The organism is Parasedimentitalea marina (assembly GCF_004006175.1).
GTDB classification, from domain to species: domain Bacteria; phylum Pseudomonadota; class Alphaproteobacteria; order Rhodobacterales; family Rhodobacteraceae; genus Parasedimentitalea; species Parasedimentitalea marina.
Map to the genome: position 1 here is coordinate 3,631,892 of NZ_CP033219.1, position 16,127 is coordinate 3,648,018.

17 protein-coding genes and 1 pseudogene are annotated in these 16,127 nt (G+C 57.8%); 6 read left to right on the top strand and 12 right to left on the bottom strand.

From position 1 onward, the window contains the following. Window positions 1–59 precede the first annotated feature (59 nt). Window positions 60–470: a VOC family protein gene (locus EBB79_RS17425; protein ID WP_127750111.1), complete on the top strand. Its 411-nt coding sequence runs from the start codon at window positions 60–62 to the stop codon at window positions 468–470. After that, window positions 467–1,393, top strand: a complete 927-nt coding sequence (locus EBB79_RS17430; protein WP_127750112.1) for a 2-hydroxyacid dehydrogenase — start codon at window positions 467–469, stop codon at window positions 1,391–1,393. The genes EBB79_RS17425 and EBB79_RS17430 overlap by 4 nt, the downstream gene beginning before the upstream one ends. An 81-nt stretch (window positions 1,394–1,474) precedes the next feature. Here the strand turns inward: EBB79_RS17430 and EBB79_RS17435 are convergent, their stop codons facing one another. The 8 genes from EBB79_RS17435 to EBB79_RS17470 form a co-directional block, all read right to left on the bottom strand. Continuing rightward, entirely contained in the window at window positions 1,475–3,490 is a 2,016-nt protein-coding gene (locus EBB79_RS17435; RefSeq protein ID WP_127750113.1) for a M3 family metallopeptidase, read from the bottom strand. Between the two features lie 94 nt (window positions 3,491–3,584). Then, window positions 3,585–4,385 (bottom strand): amino acid ABC transporter permease, encoded by an 801-nt coding sequence (locus tag EBB79_RS17440; protein WP_127750114.1) that lies wholly within the window; start codon window positions 4,383–4,385, stop codon window positions 3,585–3,587. A 66-nt stretch (window positions 4,386–4,451) separates the two neighbouring features. Then, window positions 4,452–5,243, bottom strand: a complete 792-nt coding sequence (locus EBB79_RS17445) for a transporter substrate-binding domain-containing protein (RefSeq protein WP_127750115.1) — start codon at window positions 5,241–5,243, stop codon at window positions 4,452–4,454. A 66-nt stretch (window positions 5,244–5,309) separates the two neighbouring features. Next, window positions 5,310–6,356: a HesA/MoeB/ThiF family protein gene (locus EBB79_RS17450; RefSeq protein WP_127750116.1), complete on the bottom strand. Its 1,047-nt coding sequence runs from the start codon at window positions 6,354–6,356 to the stop codon at window positions 5,310–5,312. After that, window positions 6,356–6,811: a dUTP diphosphatase gene (gene dut, locus EBB79_RS17455; protein ID WP_127751052.1), complete on the bottom strand. Its 456-nt coding sequence runs from the start codon at window positions 6,809–6,811 to the stop codon at window positions 6,356–6,358. The genes EBB79_RS17450 and dut overlap by 1 nt, the downstream gene beginning before the upstream one ends. Window positions 6,812–6,863: 52 nt before the next feature. Beyond that, on the bottom strand, window positions 6,864–8,060 hold the full coding sequence (coaBC, locus tag EBB79_RS17460; RefSeq protein ID WP_127750117.1) for a bifunctional phosphopantothenoylcysteine decarboxylase/phosphopantothenate--cysteine ligase CoaBC: 1,197 nt from the start codon (window positions 8,058–8,060) through the stop codon (window positions 6,864–6,866). Between the two features lie 107 nt (window positions 8,061–8,167). After that, a complete protein-coding gene (locus EBB79_RS17465) occupies window positions 8,168–9,004 on the bottom strand; it encodes a ChaN family lipoprotein (protein ID WP_127750118.1) in 837 nt (278 codons plus the stop codon). Beyond that, entirely contained in the window at window positions 9,001–9,879 is an 879-nt protein-coding gene (locus EBB79_RS17470) for an RNA polymerase factor sigma-32 (protein ID WP_127750119.1), read from the bottom strand. The genes EBB79_RS17465 and EBB79_RS17470 overlap by 4 nt, the downstream gene beginning before the upstream one ends. 275 nt (window positions 9,880–10,154) lie before the next feature. Between EBB79_RS17470 and cobU the strand changes: the two genes are divergently transcribed. The 4 genes from cobU to EBB79_RS17490 all read left to right on the top strand — a co-directional run bounded on the left by cobU (window position 10,155) and on the right by EBB79_RS17490 (window position 13,598). Then, entirely contained in the window at window positions 10,155–10,676 is a 522-nt protein-coding gene (cobU, locus tag EBB79_RS17475) for a bifunctional adenosylcobinamide kinase/adenosylcobinamide-phosphate guanylyltransferase (protein ID WP_127750120.1), read from the top strand. Next, window positions 10,673–11,251 carry a histidine phosphatase family protein gene (locus tag EBB79_RS17480; RefSeq protein ID WP_127750121.1) on the top strand — a complete coding sequence of 193 codons (579 nt, stop codon included), beginning with the start codon at window positions 10,673–10,675 and terminating at the stop codon, window positions 11,249–11,251. The genes cobU and EBB79_RS17480 overlap by 4 nt, the downstream gene beginning before the upstream one ends. Window positions 11,252–11,310: 59 nt before the next feature. After that, window positions 11,311–11,997 (top strand): glutathione S-transferase, encoded by a 687-nt coding sequence (locus EBB79_RS17485; RefSeq protein ID WP_127750122.1) that lies wholly within the window; start codon window positions 11,311–11,313, stop codon window positions 11,995–11,997. A gap of 92 nt (window positions 11,998–12,089) precedes the next feature. Beyond that, the gene (locus EBB79_RS17490; protein WP_127750123.1) at window positions 12,090–13,598 is read left to right on the top strand and encodes a YifB family Mg chelatase-like AAA ATPase; all 1,509 of its coding nucleotides are present in this window, start codon (window positions 12,090–12,092) and stop codon (window positions 13,596–13,598) included. 95 nt (window positions 13,599–13,693) lie between these two features. Here EBB79_RS17490 and EBB79_RS24915 read toward each other — a convergent pair. From EBB79_RS24915 to rsmI, 4 genes and pseudogenes are all read right to left on the bottom strand, one after another. Continuing rightward, window positions 13,694–13,801: pseudogene (locus EBB79_RS24915) on the bottom strand (IS5/IS1182 family transposase); the annotation flags it as partial. A 6-nt stretch (window positions 13,802–13,807) separates the two neighbouring features. Continuing rightward, entirely contained in the window at window positions 13,808–14,740 is a 933-nt protein-coding gene (gene gshB, locus EBB79_RS17495) for a glutathione synthase (RefSeq protein ID WP_127750124.1), read from the bottom strand. A 60-nt stretch (window positions 14,741–14,800) separates the two neighbouring features. After that, entirely contained in the window at window positions 14,801–15,181 is a 381-nt protein-coding gene (locus tag EBB79_RS17500; protein WP_127750125.1) for a YraN family protein, read from the bottom strand. A gap of 3 nt (window positions 15,182–15,184) precedes the next feature. Then, window positions 15,185–16,045 (bottom strand): 16S rRNA (cytidine(1402)-2'-O)-methyltransferase, encoded by an 861-nt coding sequence (rsmI, locus tag EBB79_RS17505; protein WP_127750126.1) that lies wholly within the window; start codon window positions 16,043–16,045, stop codon window positions 15,185–15,187. Window positions 16,046–16,127: the final 82 nt, after the last annotated feature.

Genomic DNA, 16,127 nt, shown 5'->3' on the forward strand with positions numbered 1-16,127 from the left:
GGGTTGCACGTCAGCAAGTTCCCACCCAGGGTCCCGAAAAATCACCACTGGACTGCACTATGAGTATTTTTCACCTCGCCTATCACGTCGATGACCTGCCGCGCGCCCGCGCATTTTACGGCGGAGTTTTGGGTTGCACCGAAGGCCGCAGCACGGAGACTTGGGTCGACTTCAACTTCTTTGGTCACCAGGTGTCGTTGCACCTGGGCCCGATCTTAGAGACCGCCAGAACTGGACAAGTCGGGGCGCATATGGTGCCAATGCCGCATTTGGGGGTCATCCTGCCACAGGACGAATGGCGGGATCTGGCTGATCGATTAGAGACCGAAGGGATAGAATTTACTATTGCTCCGACCACCCGTTTTGCGGGAGAACCGGGAGAGCAAAGTACAATGTTCTTCCATGATCCAGCAGGTAACCCAGTTGAAATCAAAGGGTTTTCCGACATGTCCGGAGTTTTTGCCTCATGATAAACGTCCAGTTCGCTGCCCTCCCCGAGCGTTGGGATACCTATGCCGTCCCCCTTAGGACTGCCTTTGACCAGGCTGGAATTGATGTCGATTTGCGGATCGATCACGTGCCGGAAACAGTAGATTACGTGATCTATGCGCCCAACGGTCCGCTGTCAGATTTCACTCCATACACCCGGTGCAAGGCAGTTCTGAGCCTTTGGGCAGGGGTGGAAAAGATCGTTGGCAACGCCAGTCTGACAATGCCCCTGTGCCGGATGGTCGACCCAGGGCTGACTGCCGGTATGGTCGAATGGGTCACAGGGCATGTCTTGCGCTATCATCTGGATATTGACCACTCCATCCTGAACCAGGATCGATGGGAGCCATGGGCGCAACCTTTGGCAATGGAGCGTCCTGTCAGCATTCTGGGACTGGGTGCCCTTGGAGCGGCCTGTGCCAGGGCATTGTCGCAGCTGGGGTTTCCTGTCACCGGGTGGTCACGGTCGCCCAAAGTGATCGATGGCGTCATCTGCCGACATGGAGAAGAGGGACTGCAACAGGCGCTGACTGATGCGGAAATTGTGGTGCTCCTACTGCCCGATACGCAGGCGACCGAAAACACTCTAAACGCGCAGTCCCTAGCACGGCTGGCCAAAGGTGCTCGGGTTATCAATCCGGGCCGCGGACCATTGATTGACGATGACGCACTACTGGATGCGTTGAACAGCGGCCATATCGCCCATGCCACTCTGGATGTGTTTCGCATCGAGCCGCTGCCGCTTGATCATCCTTATTGGGCCCATCCCAATGTCACCGTCACTCCGCATATCGCCGCCGAAACCCACGCGATAACTTCAGCGCAGGTGGTCGCCGAAAATATCCGGCGTGGCGAGTCTGCAGAGCCGTATTTGCACCTGGTCGATCGCACGTTGGGCTATTAACCCGGCCCGAAAGGGCGGTCAAACCGCCCCTTCATCTTTTTAAAAATACTCGCGCCGCAGGCCGCGCCCGGGACGGGCGCTCTACTTGGCCGCCAACCCTCGGCCTTTAAGCAGGGCCTCAACCCCTGGCAGTCGTCCCCGGAATGCCACATACAATTCGCCTGGGTCTTGTGAGCCACCAGTAGACAGGATGTTTTCCTCCAGTGCTTTGGCGCGTTCAGCGTCAAAGGCCCCGCCTGCTTCTTCAAAGGCGGCAAAGGCGTCGGCATCCATGACTTCGGACCACATATAACTGTAATAGCCCGAGCTATAGCCGTCACCAGAAAAGACATGGGCAAAATGTGGGCTAGCGTGGCGCATAGTGATGGCCTTTGGCAGGCCGATCCCACCGAGCACCTCGTCTTGTTTGGCCATCACATCCGCCGGGGCATCGCCCTCGTGAAAGGCCAGATCCACTAGCGCCGAGGCGACATATTCCACTGTCTGGAACCCCATATCAAAATTGGCCGCGCCGAGAACCTTGTTCAGCATCTCTTGCGGCATCGCAGCGCCGGTGTCGGCATGGGTTGCAAACTCGGCCAGCACCTCGGGCACCTCAAGCCAGTGTTCATACAGCTGGCTGGGCAACTCGACGAAATCCCGCGCCACAGACGTTCCCGAGATGCTCTCGTAAGTTACGTTCGACAGCATCTGATGCAGCGCATGGCCAAATTCGTGGAACAGGGTGCGGGCATCGTCCCAGGAGAGCAGCGCCGGTTCGGACTTGGCGAAGTTGCAGACGTTGATCACAATCGGGGCCTGCGTCTCGGGGAATTTGGCCTGGCTGCGCATGGCAGAGCACCAGGCGCCCGACCGTTTTGAGCCCCGTGCGAAGTAATCGCCGATAAACACAGCCAGATGTTTACCGTTCCGGGTGACCTCCCAGGCACGGCAATCGGGGTGGTAGAGATCGATATCCAGCGGGGTGAACTCTAGCCCGAACAGGCGGGTGGCGCAGGTGAATGAGGCCTCGATCATCCGGTCCAGCTGCAGATAGGGCTTCAGCTCGGCCTCATCCAGGTCATGTTCGACCTTACGGCGTTTTTCGGCATAATAGCGCCAGTCCCAAGGCTCCAGATCGCCATTGATGCCGTCAGTCTGCATCATCTCGGTCAGCACCTTGGCGTCCGCCTCTGCCTGTGATTTGGCCGGGGCCCAGACATCTATCAACAAATCGCGCACCGCAGCCGGGGTCTTGGCCATTTCGGTTTCCAACTTGTAGTCGGCAAAGCTGTCATAGCCCAATAGCTGCGCCCGTTCCTGGCGCAGGCTCAGGATCTCGGCAGCAATCGCACGGTTGTCGGTCTCACCGCCATTGGCACCACGGGCAACCCAGGCGTTGAACGCCGTCTCGCGCAGGTCGCGACGCTTTGAGAACTGCAGGAACGGCGTGATGATCGAGCGCGACAGGGTCACCACCGGGCCATCAGCGCCTTTTTCAACGCCAGCCGCGCGGGCGGCATCCACCGCAAAACCGGGCAGCCCCTCAAGATCGTCCTCGCTCAGCGGCATGAACCAATCGCGTTCATCTGCCAGCAGGTTCTGTGTGAACGAGGTACCCAGAGTGGCCAGGCGACCCTTGATGTCCTGCATCCGGGTATCATCCGCGCCAGTCAGCGCCGCACCACCGCGTACAAAACCGCGATGGGTCAACATCAGCACCCGATGCTGTTCATCGGTCAGGTCCAGATCGGCGCGGGCCGCCCAGACGGCGGCGATCCGCGCAAACAGCGCCTTATTGGCTGTGATGGCCGAGGAATGCGCGGCCAGCTTGGGCGAAAACGCGCGCTGTAGCTCCTCACGTTTGGGATTGCTGTCCGCGCCGGCGACAGAGAAAAACACTGACAGAACCTGTTCCAACTCACGGCACGGAGTCTCAAGCGCCTCGATCACATTTGCAAATGTTGGGGCCTCGGGGTTATCGGCAATGGCTGCGATCTGCGCGTTATGGGCGGTCAGCGCCTGATCCAGCGCGGGTGCGAAATCATCATCAGAAATGGCCCCAAACGGGGCAATTTGGAATGGAGTGTCCCATTTGGGTAAAAGCGGGTTGGTCATGGCAAAGTCTCCTTTGCCAACAAGCTAGTGCTTGCCCCAACCCGACTTCAATACCCTAGCCCCAACAAAGCACACCGCTAGGCAAGTGAATTGCCTACTCGACCTTTTCTTTGTCTCGCAGGTGACGCTCAAACCGACGCAACAGCAGTGACAGGCCAATGGTCATCGTCAGATAGATCAGCGCCACAACATTGTAGGTCTCGAAATAGCGGAAATTGCCCGCCGCAATAACCTTGCCCAACTGGGTGACATCCAGCACCCCCAGCACAGACACCAGCGAACTATCCTTGACCAGCGCCACAAAGTCATTGCCCAGCGGCGGCATGATGGTGCGAATAGCCTGCGGGAAGATCACCAGTCGAAACGTCTGCCAGCGGTTCAGGCCCAGCGCCTGTGCCGCCTCGATCTGACCTTCGTTAACGGATTGCAGGCCAGCGCGGAACACTTCGGAAATAAAGGCTGAATAGGCAACCATCAGCGCGATAATTGCCCGCCAAATAAGGGGAAAATTTCGGGTGCGGATGGGATCAAGGCCCAGATATTCGCCCGCCCAGTTTCGAAACTCGACAAGGGCCGGAGCCATGGCAAATGCCACATAGAGCAGTAGCACAATGATCGGCACACCCCGGACCACTTCGACATAGAACCGGGTAATCTGCCGGATAACCAACCATTTGGACCCTGCCCCAACAGCCAGTAACAACCCCAGCAACGAGGCCAGCGTAAAGCTGACAATCGTCACAAAAATGGTGGTTTTAATGCCCTTGGACAGGGTCGTCAGAACCTGCAGGTACAGCGCGTCCGATGCGACCTGCCAGCCAAAATACAGGCCAAGCAGTACAACAGCGGCCAGCCACCAGGGAAAGTCTTCTTTGTCGTGTTTCGGAGCAGCCATCGTCGTCTTTCAAGAAAAACCCCGGCCCAATGGACCGGGGAGTATTAGGTTCAAAACCTTTGGACCTTACTGACCCAGTTTATAGTCGAGGAACCACTTGGTGTTCAGCGCTTCTAGGGTACCGTCGGCCTCCATCGAGGCGATCGCGGCGTTGATCGAGGGCACCAGCTCACTGCCCTTGGGGAAGATAAAGCCGAAGTCCTCGGTGCCCAGCGGGTCACCAACGATTTTCAAACCACCGTTGGATGCGGTCACATAGCCATTGGCTGCGGTGCTGTCTGACAGGGCCAGATCAACGTCGCCGACGCGCAGGGCCTGAATGGCAGCACCAAAGTTTTCAAACAGTTTGATACGCGGGTTGGCCTCGTCACCGTCCAGAATATCATAGACAGTCACATAAAACGGCGTGGTGCCCGGCTGTGCGGCGGCCAGAAAGTCACTGTTGGCGGCAAAGCCAGCGGCATCGTCAAAGCGGGTCTCATCGCCAGCCACAATCATCCGCATCTGCGAGGTCAGATATTTGTCGGAAAAATCGACCTTTTCCTTGCGGTCGTCGCGGATGGTGATCCCGGTCATACCCAGATCATACTGGCCTTCGCTGACGGCGGGGATCATCGCATCCCAGCTGCTGTTCTCATAGACCACGGTGATGTTGATACGTTTGGCGATTTCCGCCATGGCATCATATTCCCAGCCAATCGCATCACCCGATTTCGGGTCAACAAACTGCAATGGCGGATAGGCGTTTTCAGTGGCAACAACCACTTCCTGACCACCCAGATCAGGCAGGTCCGCCGCCAGTGCGCCGCTGGCCAATCCAAATACCGCTGCTGCGGTCACAGTGAAAATCGTTTTCATCTTATCCCCCTCTCAAGAATTAATATTGCAACAGACTTGCCGCGCGCGCGCGTTCAGTGCAAGCCATCAGTCACGATTAGGACCGCAAACCGGGCATTCAGGCGTCGATTTCAACTGAATACGCCGCGTTTCGCAGTATAGCCCATCATAAATCAGCATCGCACCGCGCAGGCCTTCGCCGGCACCGGTGATCTGTTTGATCGCTTCCAGCGCCATCATCGCCCCAACAACCCCCGGCAACGGTCCCACCACGCCTGCCTCGGAACAGGACGGCACCAACCCAGCGGCGGGCTCCTCCGGGAAGATACATTGATAGCAGGGACCACCGGCGCTGGGATGAAACAGGCTCAGCTGGCCCTCCCACTGCGACAGAGCCCCGGATATCAAAGGCTTGCCCAGCGCCACCGCCACGCGATTGATCAAATACCGGGTGTCGAAATTATCAGTGCCATCCAGAATCAGGTCATAGTCGGCAAACAGATCTTCTGCGATTTCTGCATTCAGACGTCGGTGATAGGGATGCACCGTAACATAAGGGTTTTGCGCCTTCATTGCCTTTTCAGCTGAAAACACCTTGGCCATCCCAATGTCTTCATCGCGGTGGATCACCTGACGCTGCAGGTTGGCGTTCTCGACCTCGTCATCATCGATCACACCAATGGTGCCCACACCCGCCGCCGCAAGATACATCAGCGCAGGCGCACCCAGGCCACCCGCACCGATCACCAGAATACGGGCGTTTTTCAATTTCTTCTGCCCCGGACCGCCCAGTTCACGCAACACGATGTGACGGGCGTACCGATCCAGTTCTGTCTCTGAAAAAGATCCGGTTTTCTGCGACATATCTGTCTCCTTAGGCGCGGCGCGGGCCTTCAGAGCAGCAATAAGGCGTAAGTAGCCTGCCGCCAAGAGGCCAAATCCGCCTAGCACCAACCATGGCATCACGCCCCCCCCGGTGGCCAGACGCAGATTGTGGCCGTCAGGAAGGGTCAGATGAACGGTCAAAAGCGCTAAATACAGCACCAAAACCACAGAGCCACGCACAGCCTTAGGCATCCCAAGAAAGCGGCCGCCCCACCAAATGATGGCGGCAAAAATCAGTATGGAAAGCATCAGTTTTGACCTGTTGACCCAAATCCGCCGTCGCCACGCTGGGTCTCTCCCAATGCACCTGCCAGCTCGAACTCGGCCTGCAGCACAGGGGCAACCACCATCTGCGCGATGCGATCACCATGGGCAATTTCAAACACCTCCTGGCCCGCGTTCATCACAATCACCCCCAAGGGGCCGCGATAGTCGCTATCGATGGTTCCAGGCGCATTGGGCAAGGTTATACCATGTTTCAGCGCCAGCCCAGATCGGGGCCGGATTTGCACCTCATATCCCTGCGGCATCTCAATCCTCAGTCCGGTGGACACCAGCGCCCGTGCACCCGGCAACAGCACAACCTTGCCCCGGTCAGCCAGGTTCGCCCGCAAATCCGCCCCCGCAGCCCCCGCCGTTTCATAAGCCGGCAGCGGCACTGACTGATCCGCACCAGCGTCATATATCACCCGGATAGAGATCATACCGCCGCCCTCTTCATCTTTTTCAAAATACTCCCGCCGGAGGCAAGACATCTCACTGCGCCAGCGCCGCCGCCATCCGCTCGGCCAATTGCCGCGCCACATCCTCTTTGCCCATACGCGGCCAGACCTCGGCACCCGCATCCGAGATCAGCACCACCGCATTTTCACTTCCGCCCATGATGCCAGTGGCAGGCGAGACATCATTGGCAACAATCCAGTCACAGCCCTTGCGCAGACGCTTGGCAGTGGCGTGATCAATCACATCATTGGTTTCAGCCGCAAAGCCAACCACCAGCGATGGCCGTCCCTCGCCCATCCGTGACACCCGCTTCAGAATATCCGGGTTTTCAGCAAACTCCATCACCGGCAGGCCATCCTTGGATTTCTTCAACTTGCGGTCCGACGCATTGACCACCCGCCAATCTGACACCGCAGCGGCAAAGACCCCAGCCACAACCGGCAGCGCCGCGTCCACGGCTTCAGACATTTGGCGCGCCGTTTCAACCTCCACCACCTGCACCCCCTCAGGTGGGCGCACCGTGGCCGGGCCCGTGATAAACACCACTTCCGCCCCCAGATCGCGCAGAGCACGGGCCATCGCGGCGCCCTGTGCCCCAGACGAGCGGTTGGCGATATAGCGCACGGGATCAATCGGCTCATGTGTTGGCCCCGAGGTGACCAATATCCGCTGCCCCTGCAGCGGCCCATCTGACAACTTCGCATGAACCGCCGCAATGATTTCATCAACCTCGGCCAGGCGACCGGGTCCAAATTCACCACAGGCCATGCGACCCGCATTTGGACCGACAAAACTGACCCCATCCGCCTTTAGTGTCTCGATATTGCGCCGGGTGGCTGAATGTTCCCACATCCTGACATTCATCGCTGGAGCGACCAAAACATCTGTGTCCGTCGCCAGCAGCAAGGTCGAGGCCAGATCATTGGCCAATCCCTGAGCCATCTTGGCCATCAGGTCGGCGGTGGCGGGTGCCACCACAACCAGATCAGCACTGCGCGACAGTTGGATATGCCCCATCTCAGCCTCGGTGGTCAGATCAAACAAGTCCCGGTGCACCGCTGATCCGGCCAGCGCCGAAACCGACAGCGGTGTTACGAACTCTTCGCCGGCACGGGTCAGAACCGGGGTCACATGGGCCCCCTGATCCTGCAGTCGACGGATCAGATCCAGCGTTTTATAGGCGGCAATGCCGCCGCCAATGATCAGAAGAATTCGTTTGTCAGCCAGCATTTCACCCGTCCTTGCACAGCAATCCAAGCGACCCTACTGCGCAGCGACCAAAGTGTGAAATGGTTTTCCACCTTAACCGCACACCTGGCGCATTCCCAACAGCGCGGCTATTGAAAGGCCAGACAGGGATCCGGGCGCTCTATCGGGTCCGCATCCACAACCAGATCAAATTCCCCTGAAACCTGCCCCGCCTCGGATTGTCCCAGCGACAGCACCAAAATCTCCGGACGAGCCTGTGCAAGATAGACCGGTACACCGCGATCTTTTCGGGCGTGACCATTGCCGGTTATCACGACGACAGGGCCACCGGTGACCTGCAAGGCCTGGACCACAGCATCCGCCAGTACCGTGTCCCGCAACCTTTGAAAATCCACCATCAAGGGCAGCATCTCTTTGGGCAAGGCGTCGCAGTGGTTGGCCATCTGGTCCGCCTCGCGCAGCTGTTGGTCTGCGTCTGTCAGCGGCACGTCCAGTCCGAATGTCGCTGCCTTTGTGCCAAAAAAGCCCGCCGCGCCTTTCTCCATAGCGACCCTTGCATCTGACCGCGGCACCAGCCCGCCAAACTGCAGCGCGCCCTCTGCGGCTGCAAAGACCGGGGCGTAGAGCTCAAACGCCGGCCATCCAGAGCTGGACCAGTCAAGATATTGGGAAACCTGATCCGTATCCGACAAAGGAAAAGCAGCCAGGCCTTCGGCTTGCGATTGGGTGATCATCTCCCAGACCACCGCTTTGGGATCCAAAGCGGCCACTATATCTGCCTGCATCTGATGATGCGCTGGATTGTCATGGATTTCGCCCAGGATCACCACATCCGCAACCGCCAATTGCTGCACAACATCAGGGTCTGGAACCGCAGAAGCCGTACTGGCACTGGCGGTGAACAGAAAAATAGCGCCACCCCACAAGGTGACGCTATTTCTTACAAATTTAATAAGGATACTCATACGAGTAGGCTATGAACCTCTCGGGATTGATTTTCAAGGCTTTTCCGCATTTTCAGAAAAGCAGCGGCCTCTAGCTGGCGGACACGCTCTTTGGACAGACCCAATTCAGAGCCCAGACTTTCGAGGGTGCGTGGTCGATCCCGCAGTTTACGTTCTTTGACAATGAAGCGCTCGCGGCGGTTCAAGGCCTGCATCGCCGCCACCAACCAGACCCGCAACTGCCGTCTGTCGTGACGTTTCTCGACCAGTTCCTCGGCCTGGATGCTGTCGTCTTCCAATGCGTCAATCCATTCGCGGCCATCCTCATCCGCCGATTGCACTGCATTCAACGAGAAATCAGACCCGGACAACCGGCCTTCCATCATTTCCACATCCCGGATCGGCACCCCAATTTCGGTGGCGATCTTTTGGTGTAACTGATGGCGGTCCAGCTTGTGGCCCTTCGCGGATTGGACCCGTTCCAACTGCGCCTGAACACGCCGCATATTGAAAAACAGCGATTTCTGCGACGAGGTCGAACCAGTGCGGACCATCGACCAATTGCGCATCACGTGGTCCTGAATAGAAGCCTTGATCCACCAGACCGCATAAGTCGAGAACCGGACCCCCCGATCCGGATCAAACTTATCGGCGGCCTTCATCAAGCCCAAACCTGCTTCTTGAATCAAATCATTCATCGGCGCGCCATAGCGCTTGAATTTGGCAGCCATTGAAATTGCCAGTCTTAGATAGGCGTTGATCAGGCGGTGCAGGGCTGCCTCATCCTTTTGATCCCGCCAGGCATAGGCCAGTCGCAATTCTGTTTCTGCGTCCAGCAATTCTGCCTTCATTGCCTTCTTTGGCAATGGATTGTCATTATGTGTTTCACGTGCCATGCATTTTCCCCCGAAAACGGCAAAAGCGTCTACGTCCTGAAGTAACGCGATGTACAAGATGGGCCCAACATGTCGGCGTGCAGTTTTTACGGCTCAGTGGCATTCTGCCACGTGGCAACAAGTTCAGTGAGCGGATGGGCGCAAAATACCCCATCCAGTTGCCGGCCACCCCGCTCTGGTATGCGACACGGGGAACTGCCTCTGTCTCAGCTTGTTTTTAGCGGGCCCTGCAGTTACCCACAGGTACGGCTTCTGTATCTAAAAGGTTATTGAATTTGTCTAAACAAGTCACACTGATTTTGGGGGGAGCAGCCTCTGGAAAGAGTTCATATGCCGAACGTATATGTTTTAATTCCGCAAAAAGAAGGACTTACTTAGCCACATCACAAATAGTTGATAGTGAAATGCGCGTTAAAATAGACAAACATGTCGTGCAAAGAGGGGGCGGGTGGACAACCTATGAGGAGCATTTGGACCTTTCGCCAATTCTGCTCTCATTTGATCAATCCCAAATTTGCCTATTGGATTGCGCTACAATGTGGTTGTCAAATCAATTACTGGCCGGAAATAACCTCCAAATTGCTCAGCAGGAATTACTGACTGCAATTTCTTGCTGCAAATCAGAGCTGGTAATTGTTTCAAATGAGGTCGGAATGGGAATTGTCCCGGACAATGCTCTGGCCCGCCAATTTCGCGAAGCCCAGGGACGATTAAACATTGTCCTTGCCGAGCATGCGGACTGCGTCGTTCATGTGGTTGCCGGACTACCAAATGTGCTGAAAGGTGCTGTTTCGTGACCCGCCTGTATTTGGTTCGACATGGTCCAACCCATGCCAAATGTATGGTCGGATGGTCAGATTTGCCCGCCGATCTATCCGATGGCGCTGCCTTGGCGCGACTGGATAATTATCTGCCACAGGATGCGCTTGTCGTTTCATCGGACCTGACACGGGCCGTGGCCACCGCCGATGCCATACAGGGCAGCCGGCCCCGCCTGCCCCACACCCAAAACTTGCGTGAAATTCACTTTGGCGACTGGGAATTACGGACCTGGGCCGAGATTGACGCTGAAGACCCGGTGCGGATCAAGGCCTACTGGGAAACCCCAGGAGATGTGACTCCACCGCGCGGTGAAAGCTGGAATCAGGTCTGCACACGCGTTGACGCAGCTATTGATCAGCTTGTTCAGGCCCATTCTGGCAGGAATTTAATTGTCGTGGGACATTTCGGCCAAATATTAACACAAGTGCAGCGTGCTGAAAAACTAACCGCAGAAGAGGTCTTTGCTCATCGCATTGACAATCTGTCGGTCAGCGAAATCAGCAAGAGTTCCAAAGGATGGAGTATAGGCAAAATCAATCACTGTCCTTGATGACCTTTACCAAAAACTTTCATTTTACCTGATGCCTTTTACACTCCTATCCTGCTGCCATGACATATGATCTTTATATTGGCGACCGCATGTTTTCCAGTTGGTCTTTACGCGGCTGGCTCATGCTCGAAAAGTTTGCAATCCCGCATAACACTCACATGATTGGGTTGTATTCCGGCACCATGGCCAAAGACATGGAGGAATTGGCGCCGGCGCGGCTGGTTCCGACCCTGCGCACTCCAGACGGGCTGGTCGTCGGGGAATCCTTGGCAATGGGGGAAACCCTGGCCGAACTAAACCCAACGGCTGGTCTATGGCCCAGTGACCCTGCACAACGGGCAACTGCACGTTGGTTATGTGCAGAAATGGTCGGTGGATTTGGGGCGCTTCGCAGTGACTGCGCCATGCAGTTTCGCCATATTTGGAAAGATTTTATCCCGTCCGATGCCGTCAAAGCGGATCTGGCCCGCGTCGAGACCCTTTGGGCACATGCCCGCGCTATGTCGGGCAGTGCAGACGGTTTCCTGTTTGGCACCTATTCGCTGGCGGATGTTTTCTATACGCCTGTAGCAGCGCGCATTGTTGGGTATGACCTACCCGTATCACAGGCAGCGCGCGCCTATTGTAATCTGTTGTTAGCAGACCCCGCCGTTTTAAAATGGCAACAGCTGGCACAAGACGTGACATATGACCCGATGCCCTATGATATGGATCTGCCCAAGCGCCCCTGGACCCTGGCGAACTAAGGGCGATTTCATCGTGAAATGACGGTGACGTTAACCCCTTGGAAACCATATTTCTCAACCATCTCTCTCTGAACCATTAGGAGCAGGGAGAGATGACCGCGCGCGCCTATACCGTTGCATTCCAGGGGGTCGAGGCCCGCCAGGTCGAGGTGCAATGTGCTGTCGCACCGGGCCTGCCTGCGTTTTCGGTGGTCGGGTTGCCCGACAAGGCCGTATCCGAGGCCCGCGACAGGGTGCGATCAGCCTTTGCGACCATGTCGATTGCGCTGCCGTCCAAGCGGATCACCATCAATCTGTCGCCGGCTGACCTGCCGAAGGAGGGCAGCCATTTCGACCTGTCCATTGCCCTGGCGCTGCTGGCGGCCATTGACATTATCCCGGCCGAGGCCGCCGCCGAAACCATTGCGCTGGGTGAGCTGTCGCTCGACGGGACGCTGGTTCCTGTTATCGGCGCCCTGCCAGCCGCTATGACCGCCGCCGAAGAACAACGCACCTTACTGTGTCCGCAGGCCTCGGGTGCCGAGGCGGCCTGGGTCACGACCGCAAACGTAATTGGCGCCGCTAACCTGGCCGAGGTGGTGCGCCATTTCACTGGTCAGATGCTGATTGCCCCGTCCCAGCCCGGCGAGGTCAGCAGCCCGGCAGCGGTCAAGGATCTGCGGGACGTCAGGGGCCAGGAACGGGCCAAACGGGCGCTGGAAATTGCGGCGGCCGGCCGTCATCACATTTTGATGGTGGGCACACCGGGGTCCGGAAAATCGATGTTGGCCGCAAGACTACCCGGTATTCTGCCACCGCTGTCTCCGGGTGAGGCACTGCAGACATCGATGATCCAGTCCCTGTGCGGCATGATCGAAGAAGGTGGCATCAACCGCACCCGCCCGTTTCGCGAACCGCATCACACGGCGTCGATGGCGGCGATTGTCGGCGGCGGCCGTCAGGCCAAACCGGGCGAGATCAGTCTGGCGCACAACGGCATCTTATTTCTGGACGAGTTCCCCGAGTTCAACCGCGCGGTGTTGGAAACCCTGCGCCAGCCCATTGAAACCGGCGAAGTGATGATTGCCCGCGCCAACGCGCACGTAAAATACCCCAGCCGGTTCATGCTGGTGGCGGCCGCCAATCCCTGCAAATGCGGCTATCTGACCGACCCCGCCCGGGCCTGTTCGCGGGCGCCGATCTGTGGCGAGGATTATATGGGGCGCATTTCCGGCCCCCTGATGGACCGGTTTGATTTGCGGGTCGAAGTGCCGCCGGTTGCATTTAGCGATCTGGACCTGCCCGCAAACGGCGATAGCACAGAACAGGTCGCTGCCCGCGTTGCTGCCGCGCGCGCGCTGCAAAGCACTCGTTTTAAAGATCACAGTGAATTGCGGCAGAATACCGATATCGAGGGGGAGTTGCTGGAACAGGTGGCGCGACCAGACAGCGAAAGTCGCGACTTATTACGCCGCGCCTCAGATCGGTTTGGCCTGACAGCGCGGGGCTATCACCGGGTGCTACGTGTGGCCCGAACAATTGCGGATCTTGACGGTGCGCCAGACATCCGCCGCCGCGATGTGGCCGAGGCGCTGAGCTTCAGACTGGCCACATCACGCTAGGGTCAGGATGCATTCCCCTTCAACCCAGCGCTCTCTTCCTGCTTCATCTGGCCAAAAATATCTCGGGGGTGAATTGGCCGAATGGCCAAGAGGGGGCAGCGCCCCTTTTTCGCCCCAGTGCTGTGCTGATGGGCCCGAACAATGCCGCTGTCCTCTAGCATGTATTCAAAGTTCGGGTCACCACTCAAGCCCTGGAAAAGACGCAGGTTTTATAGTTTGGCCTCAATCGCTTGCCAGATCTTCTCGGCAATATTCACCCCATCAAAGCGCTCCAGCTCTTGGATACCAGTCGGAGAAGTCACGTTGATTTCGGTCAGATAGTCGCCAATCACGTCGATGCCGACAAAAACCTGACCTTTTTCCTTCAACAATGGGCCGATGGCGGCGCAGATTTCCAGATCGCGTTCGGTCAGGCCGATTTTCTCGGGGCGACCGCCGACGTGCATGTTAGACCGGGTTTCGCCCTTGGCTGGGACACGGTTGATGGCGCCGACTGGTTCGCCATCGACCAATATCACGCGCTTGTCGCCATTGCTGACGTCGGGCAGGAATTTCTGCACGATCAGCGGCTCGCGGCTGAAACTTGTGAACAACTCGTGCAGTGAGGTCAGATTGCGGTCATTGGCGTCCAGTCGAAACACCCCGGCGCCGCCGTTGCCATAAAGTGGCTTCAGAATCACATCGCCGTGCTTGGCCTTGAACGCCTTGATGGTGTCCAGATCGCGTGCAATCGTTGTCGGTGGCGTCAGGTCCGGGAAATCCAGAACCAGCAGTTTTTCCGGGTAATTGCGCACCCAGAACGGGTCATTCACCACCAGAACCTGATCCTTGAGCCGGTCCAGTATATGGGTTGCAGTGATGTAGTTCATGTCGAACGGAGGATCCTGACGCAACCAGATCACATCGAAGTCTGCCAGATCCACCTCGCGCTCGGGGCCTAAGATAGCCGGATCGCCTGCCACCCGCTGCACGGTCATGTCCTGACCACGGGCGGTGACGCGGCCCTCTTGATAGGCCAGTTGGTCCGGCCCGTAGAAAAACAGCGTGTGCCCGCGGGCCTGTGCCTCTTCGGCCAGCCGGAAGCTGCTGTCTGCGTTGATGTCCACGTCCCCGATTGGGTCCATCTGAAAGGCGATCTTCATGCGTCTATCCCTTAACTGTCGGTCAATTACATGGCCCAGCGCCCGGCCATGTTCAATGGGTCAACCCTGTCCAAAGGCATTTTCGATGATTTCAATCTGGCCCGCCCCATCGACCAAGGCCACGTCAAAGCGGGATTCGGTCAGCTGGCCTGCAGGTTCATTGTCCAAATACTGTCCCGCACTGGCGTAAATCCGGCGCATCTGTGCCTCTGTGATCCGCAGGGCGGCGCGGGCGCGGGTTTTGCTGTGCTTTACCTCGACAAAGACCAAGGCAGCACCCGAGCGAAAAATCAGATCGATCTCGCCGCCTGCACCACGCCAACGCCGCTCGGCAAGGCTATAGCCGCGGGCCTCATAGTGTTTGACCACCTGATCCTCGGCCGCCTCCCCCGCCAGATAAGCCCGCTGTCCGCGTCCATGGGGATCTTGCGGCCCTGCCATGTCTTAGCCCGCGTCCTTGGGCAGTTTCAGCGCCAGCTGGTAGACCTTGCGGCGTGGCAGATCATGTAGTTTCGACACAATATCCGCTGCATCCTTGACCGAGTTGTCCTGCAACGCGGCGCGCAGGTCTTGCTCCAGATCTTCGGGGTTCACGTCCTTGCTGCGCGACCGATCCACCAGCACAACGATTTCGCCTTTCACGCCTGTCTCGGCCAGTTGCACCGCCAACTCGCTAAGTGAGGCGCGGCGCACCTCTTCAAACTTCTTGGTGATCTCGCGGCACAGGGCAGCGGGGCGATCCCCCAGCACCTCGGCCATATCCGCCAGCGAGGCCGCCACCCGTTTGGGCGATTCGTAAAAGATGAGCGTTCCGGGGATTCGGCTGACTTCTTCCAGGCGTTTGCGCCGCGCACCACTGGCATTGGGCAGGAAGCCGGCAAAAAAGAAGGCATCGGTGGGCAAGCCAGCCAGGGTCAGCGCCGCCAAACCGGCAGAGGCACCTGGCGCAATGGTGACCACATGACCTGCCTCGGCTGCGGCACGGCTAAGATCATAACCGGGGTCGGCAATCAGTGGCATTCCCGCCTCAGATGCGTAGGCCACTGATTTGCCTTCGGCCAGCGCCGCAAGCAGGCCGGCACGGGCGCCGGCGCCGCTGTGATCGTGATAGGCTATCACCCGGCGACCTCCCAAAGGCACGCCGTGGATCTCCATCAGACGGCGCAGCGAGCGGGTGTCTTCGGCGGCGATAACCTCGGCGGATGCCAAAACATCCAGCGCCCTAAGCGTAATATCGCGTGCGGTGCCAATCGGAGTGGCAACAAAGTACAGCCCCGGAGACAATCTGACATTCTGGTGATTCAACGCTGGACCCGCCTTTATCGTCGTTTATTATTCAACCCCAACACCAACACGGCACATCATTGCCGGATCAGGGAGTTTTAAG

What these genes read in the sequence shown, in the direction of transcription:
- dut (WP_127751052.1), bottom strand. Translation starts at nt 6,811, where the DNA reads ATGATCTCTATCCGGGTGATATATGACGCTGGTGCGGATCAGTCAGTG.
- EBB79_RS17445 (WP_127750115.1), bottom strand. Translation starts at nt 5,243, where the DNA reads ATGAAAACGATTTTCACTGTGACCGCAGCAGCGGTATTTGGATTGGCC.
- EBB79_RS17490 (WP_127750123.1), top strand. Translation starts at nt 12,090, where the DNA reads ATGACCGCGCGCGCCTATACCGTTGCATTCCAGGGGGTCGAGGCCCGC.
- EBB79_RS17465 (WP_127750118.1), bottom strand. Translation starts at nt 9,004, where the DNA reads ATGAGTATCCTTATTAAATTTGTAAGAAATAGCGTCACCTTGTGGGGT.
- gshB (WP_127750124.1), bottom strand. Translation starts at nt 14,740, where the DNA reads ATGAAGATCGCCTTTCAGATGGACCCAATCGGGGACGTGGACATCAAC.
- EBB79_RS17485 (WP_127750122.1), top strand. Translation starts at nt 11,311, where the DNA reads ATGACATATGATCTTTATATTGGCGACCGCATGTTTTCCAGTTGGTCT.
- EBB79_RS17470 (WP_127750119.1), bottom strand. Translation starts at nt 9,879, where the DNA reads ATGGCACGTGAAACACATAATGACAATCCATTGCCAAAGAAGGCAATG.
- EBB79_RS17500 (WP_127750125.1), bottom strand. Translation starts at nt 15,181, where the DNA reads ATGGCAGGGCCGCAAGATCCCCATGGACGCGGACAGCGGGCTTATCTG.
- EBB79_RS17425 (WP_127750111.1), top strand. Translation starts at nt 60, where the DNA reads ATGAGTATTTTTCACCTCGCCTATCACGTCGATGACCTGCCGCGCGCC.
- coaBC (WP_127750117.1), bottom strand. Translation starts at nt 8,060, where the DNA reads ATGCTGGCTGACAAACGAATTCTTCTGATCATTGGCGGCGGCATTGCC.
- EBB79_RS17450 (WP_127750116.1), bottom strand. Translation starts at nt 6,356, where the DNA reads ATGCTTTCCATACTGATTTTTGCCGCCATCATTTGGTGGGGCGGCCGC.
- EBB79_RS17430 (WP_127750112.1), top strand. Translation starts at nt 467, where the DNA reads ATGATAAACGTCCAGTTCGCTGCCCTCCCCGAGCGTTGGGATACCTAT.
- EBB79_RS17435 (WP_127750113.1), bottom strand. Translation starts at nt 3,490, where the DNA reads ATGACCAACCCGCTTTTACCCAAATGGGACACTCCATTCCAAATTGCC.
- EBB79_RS17440 (WP_127750114.1), bottom strand. Translation starts at nt 4,385, where the DNA reads ATGGCTGCTCCGAAACACGACAAAGAAGACTTTCCCTGGTGGCTGGCC.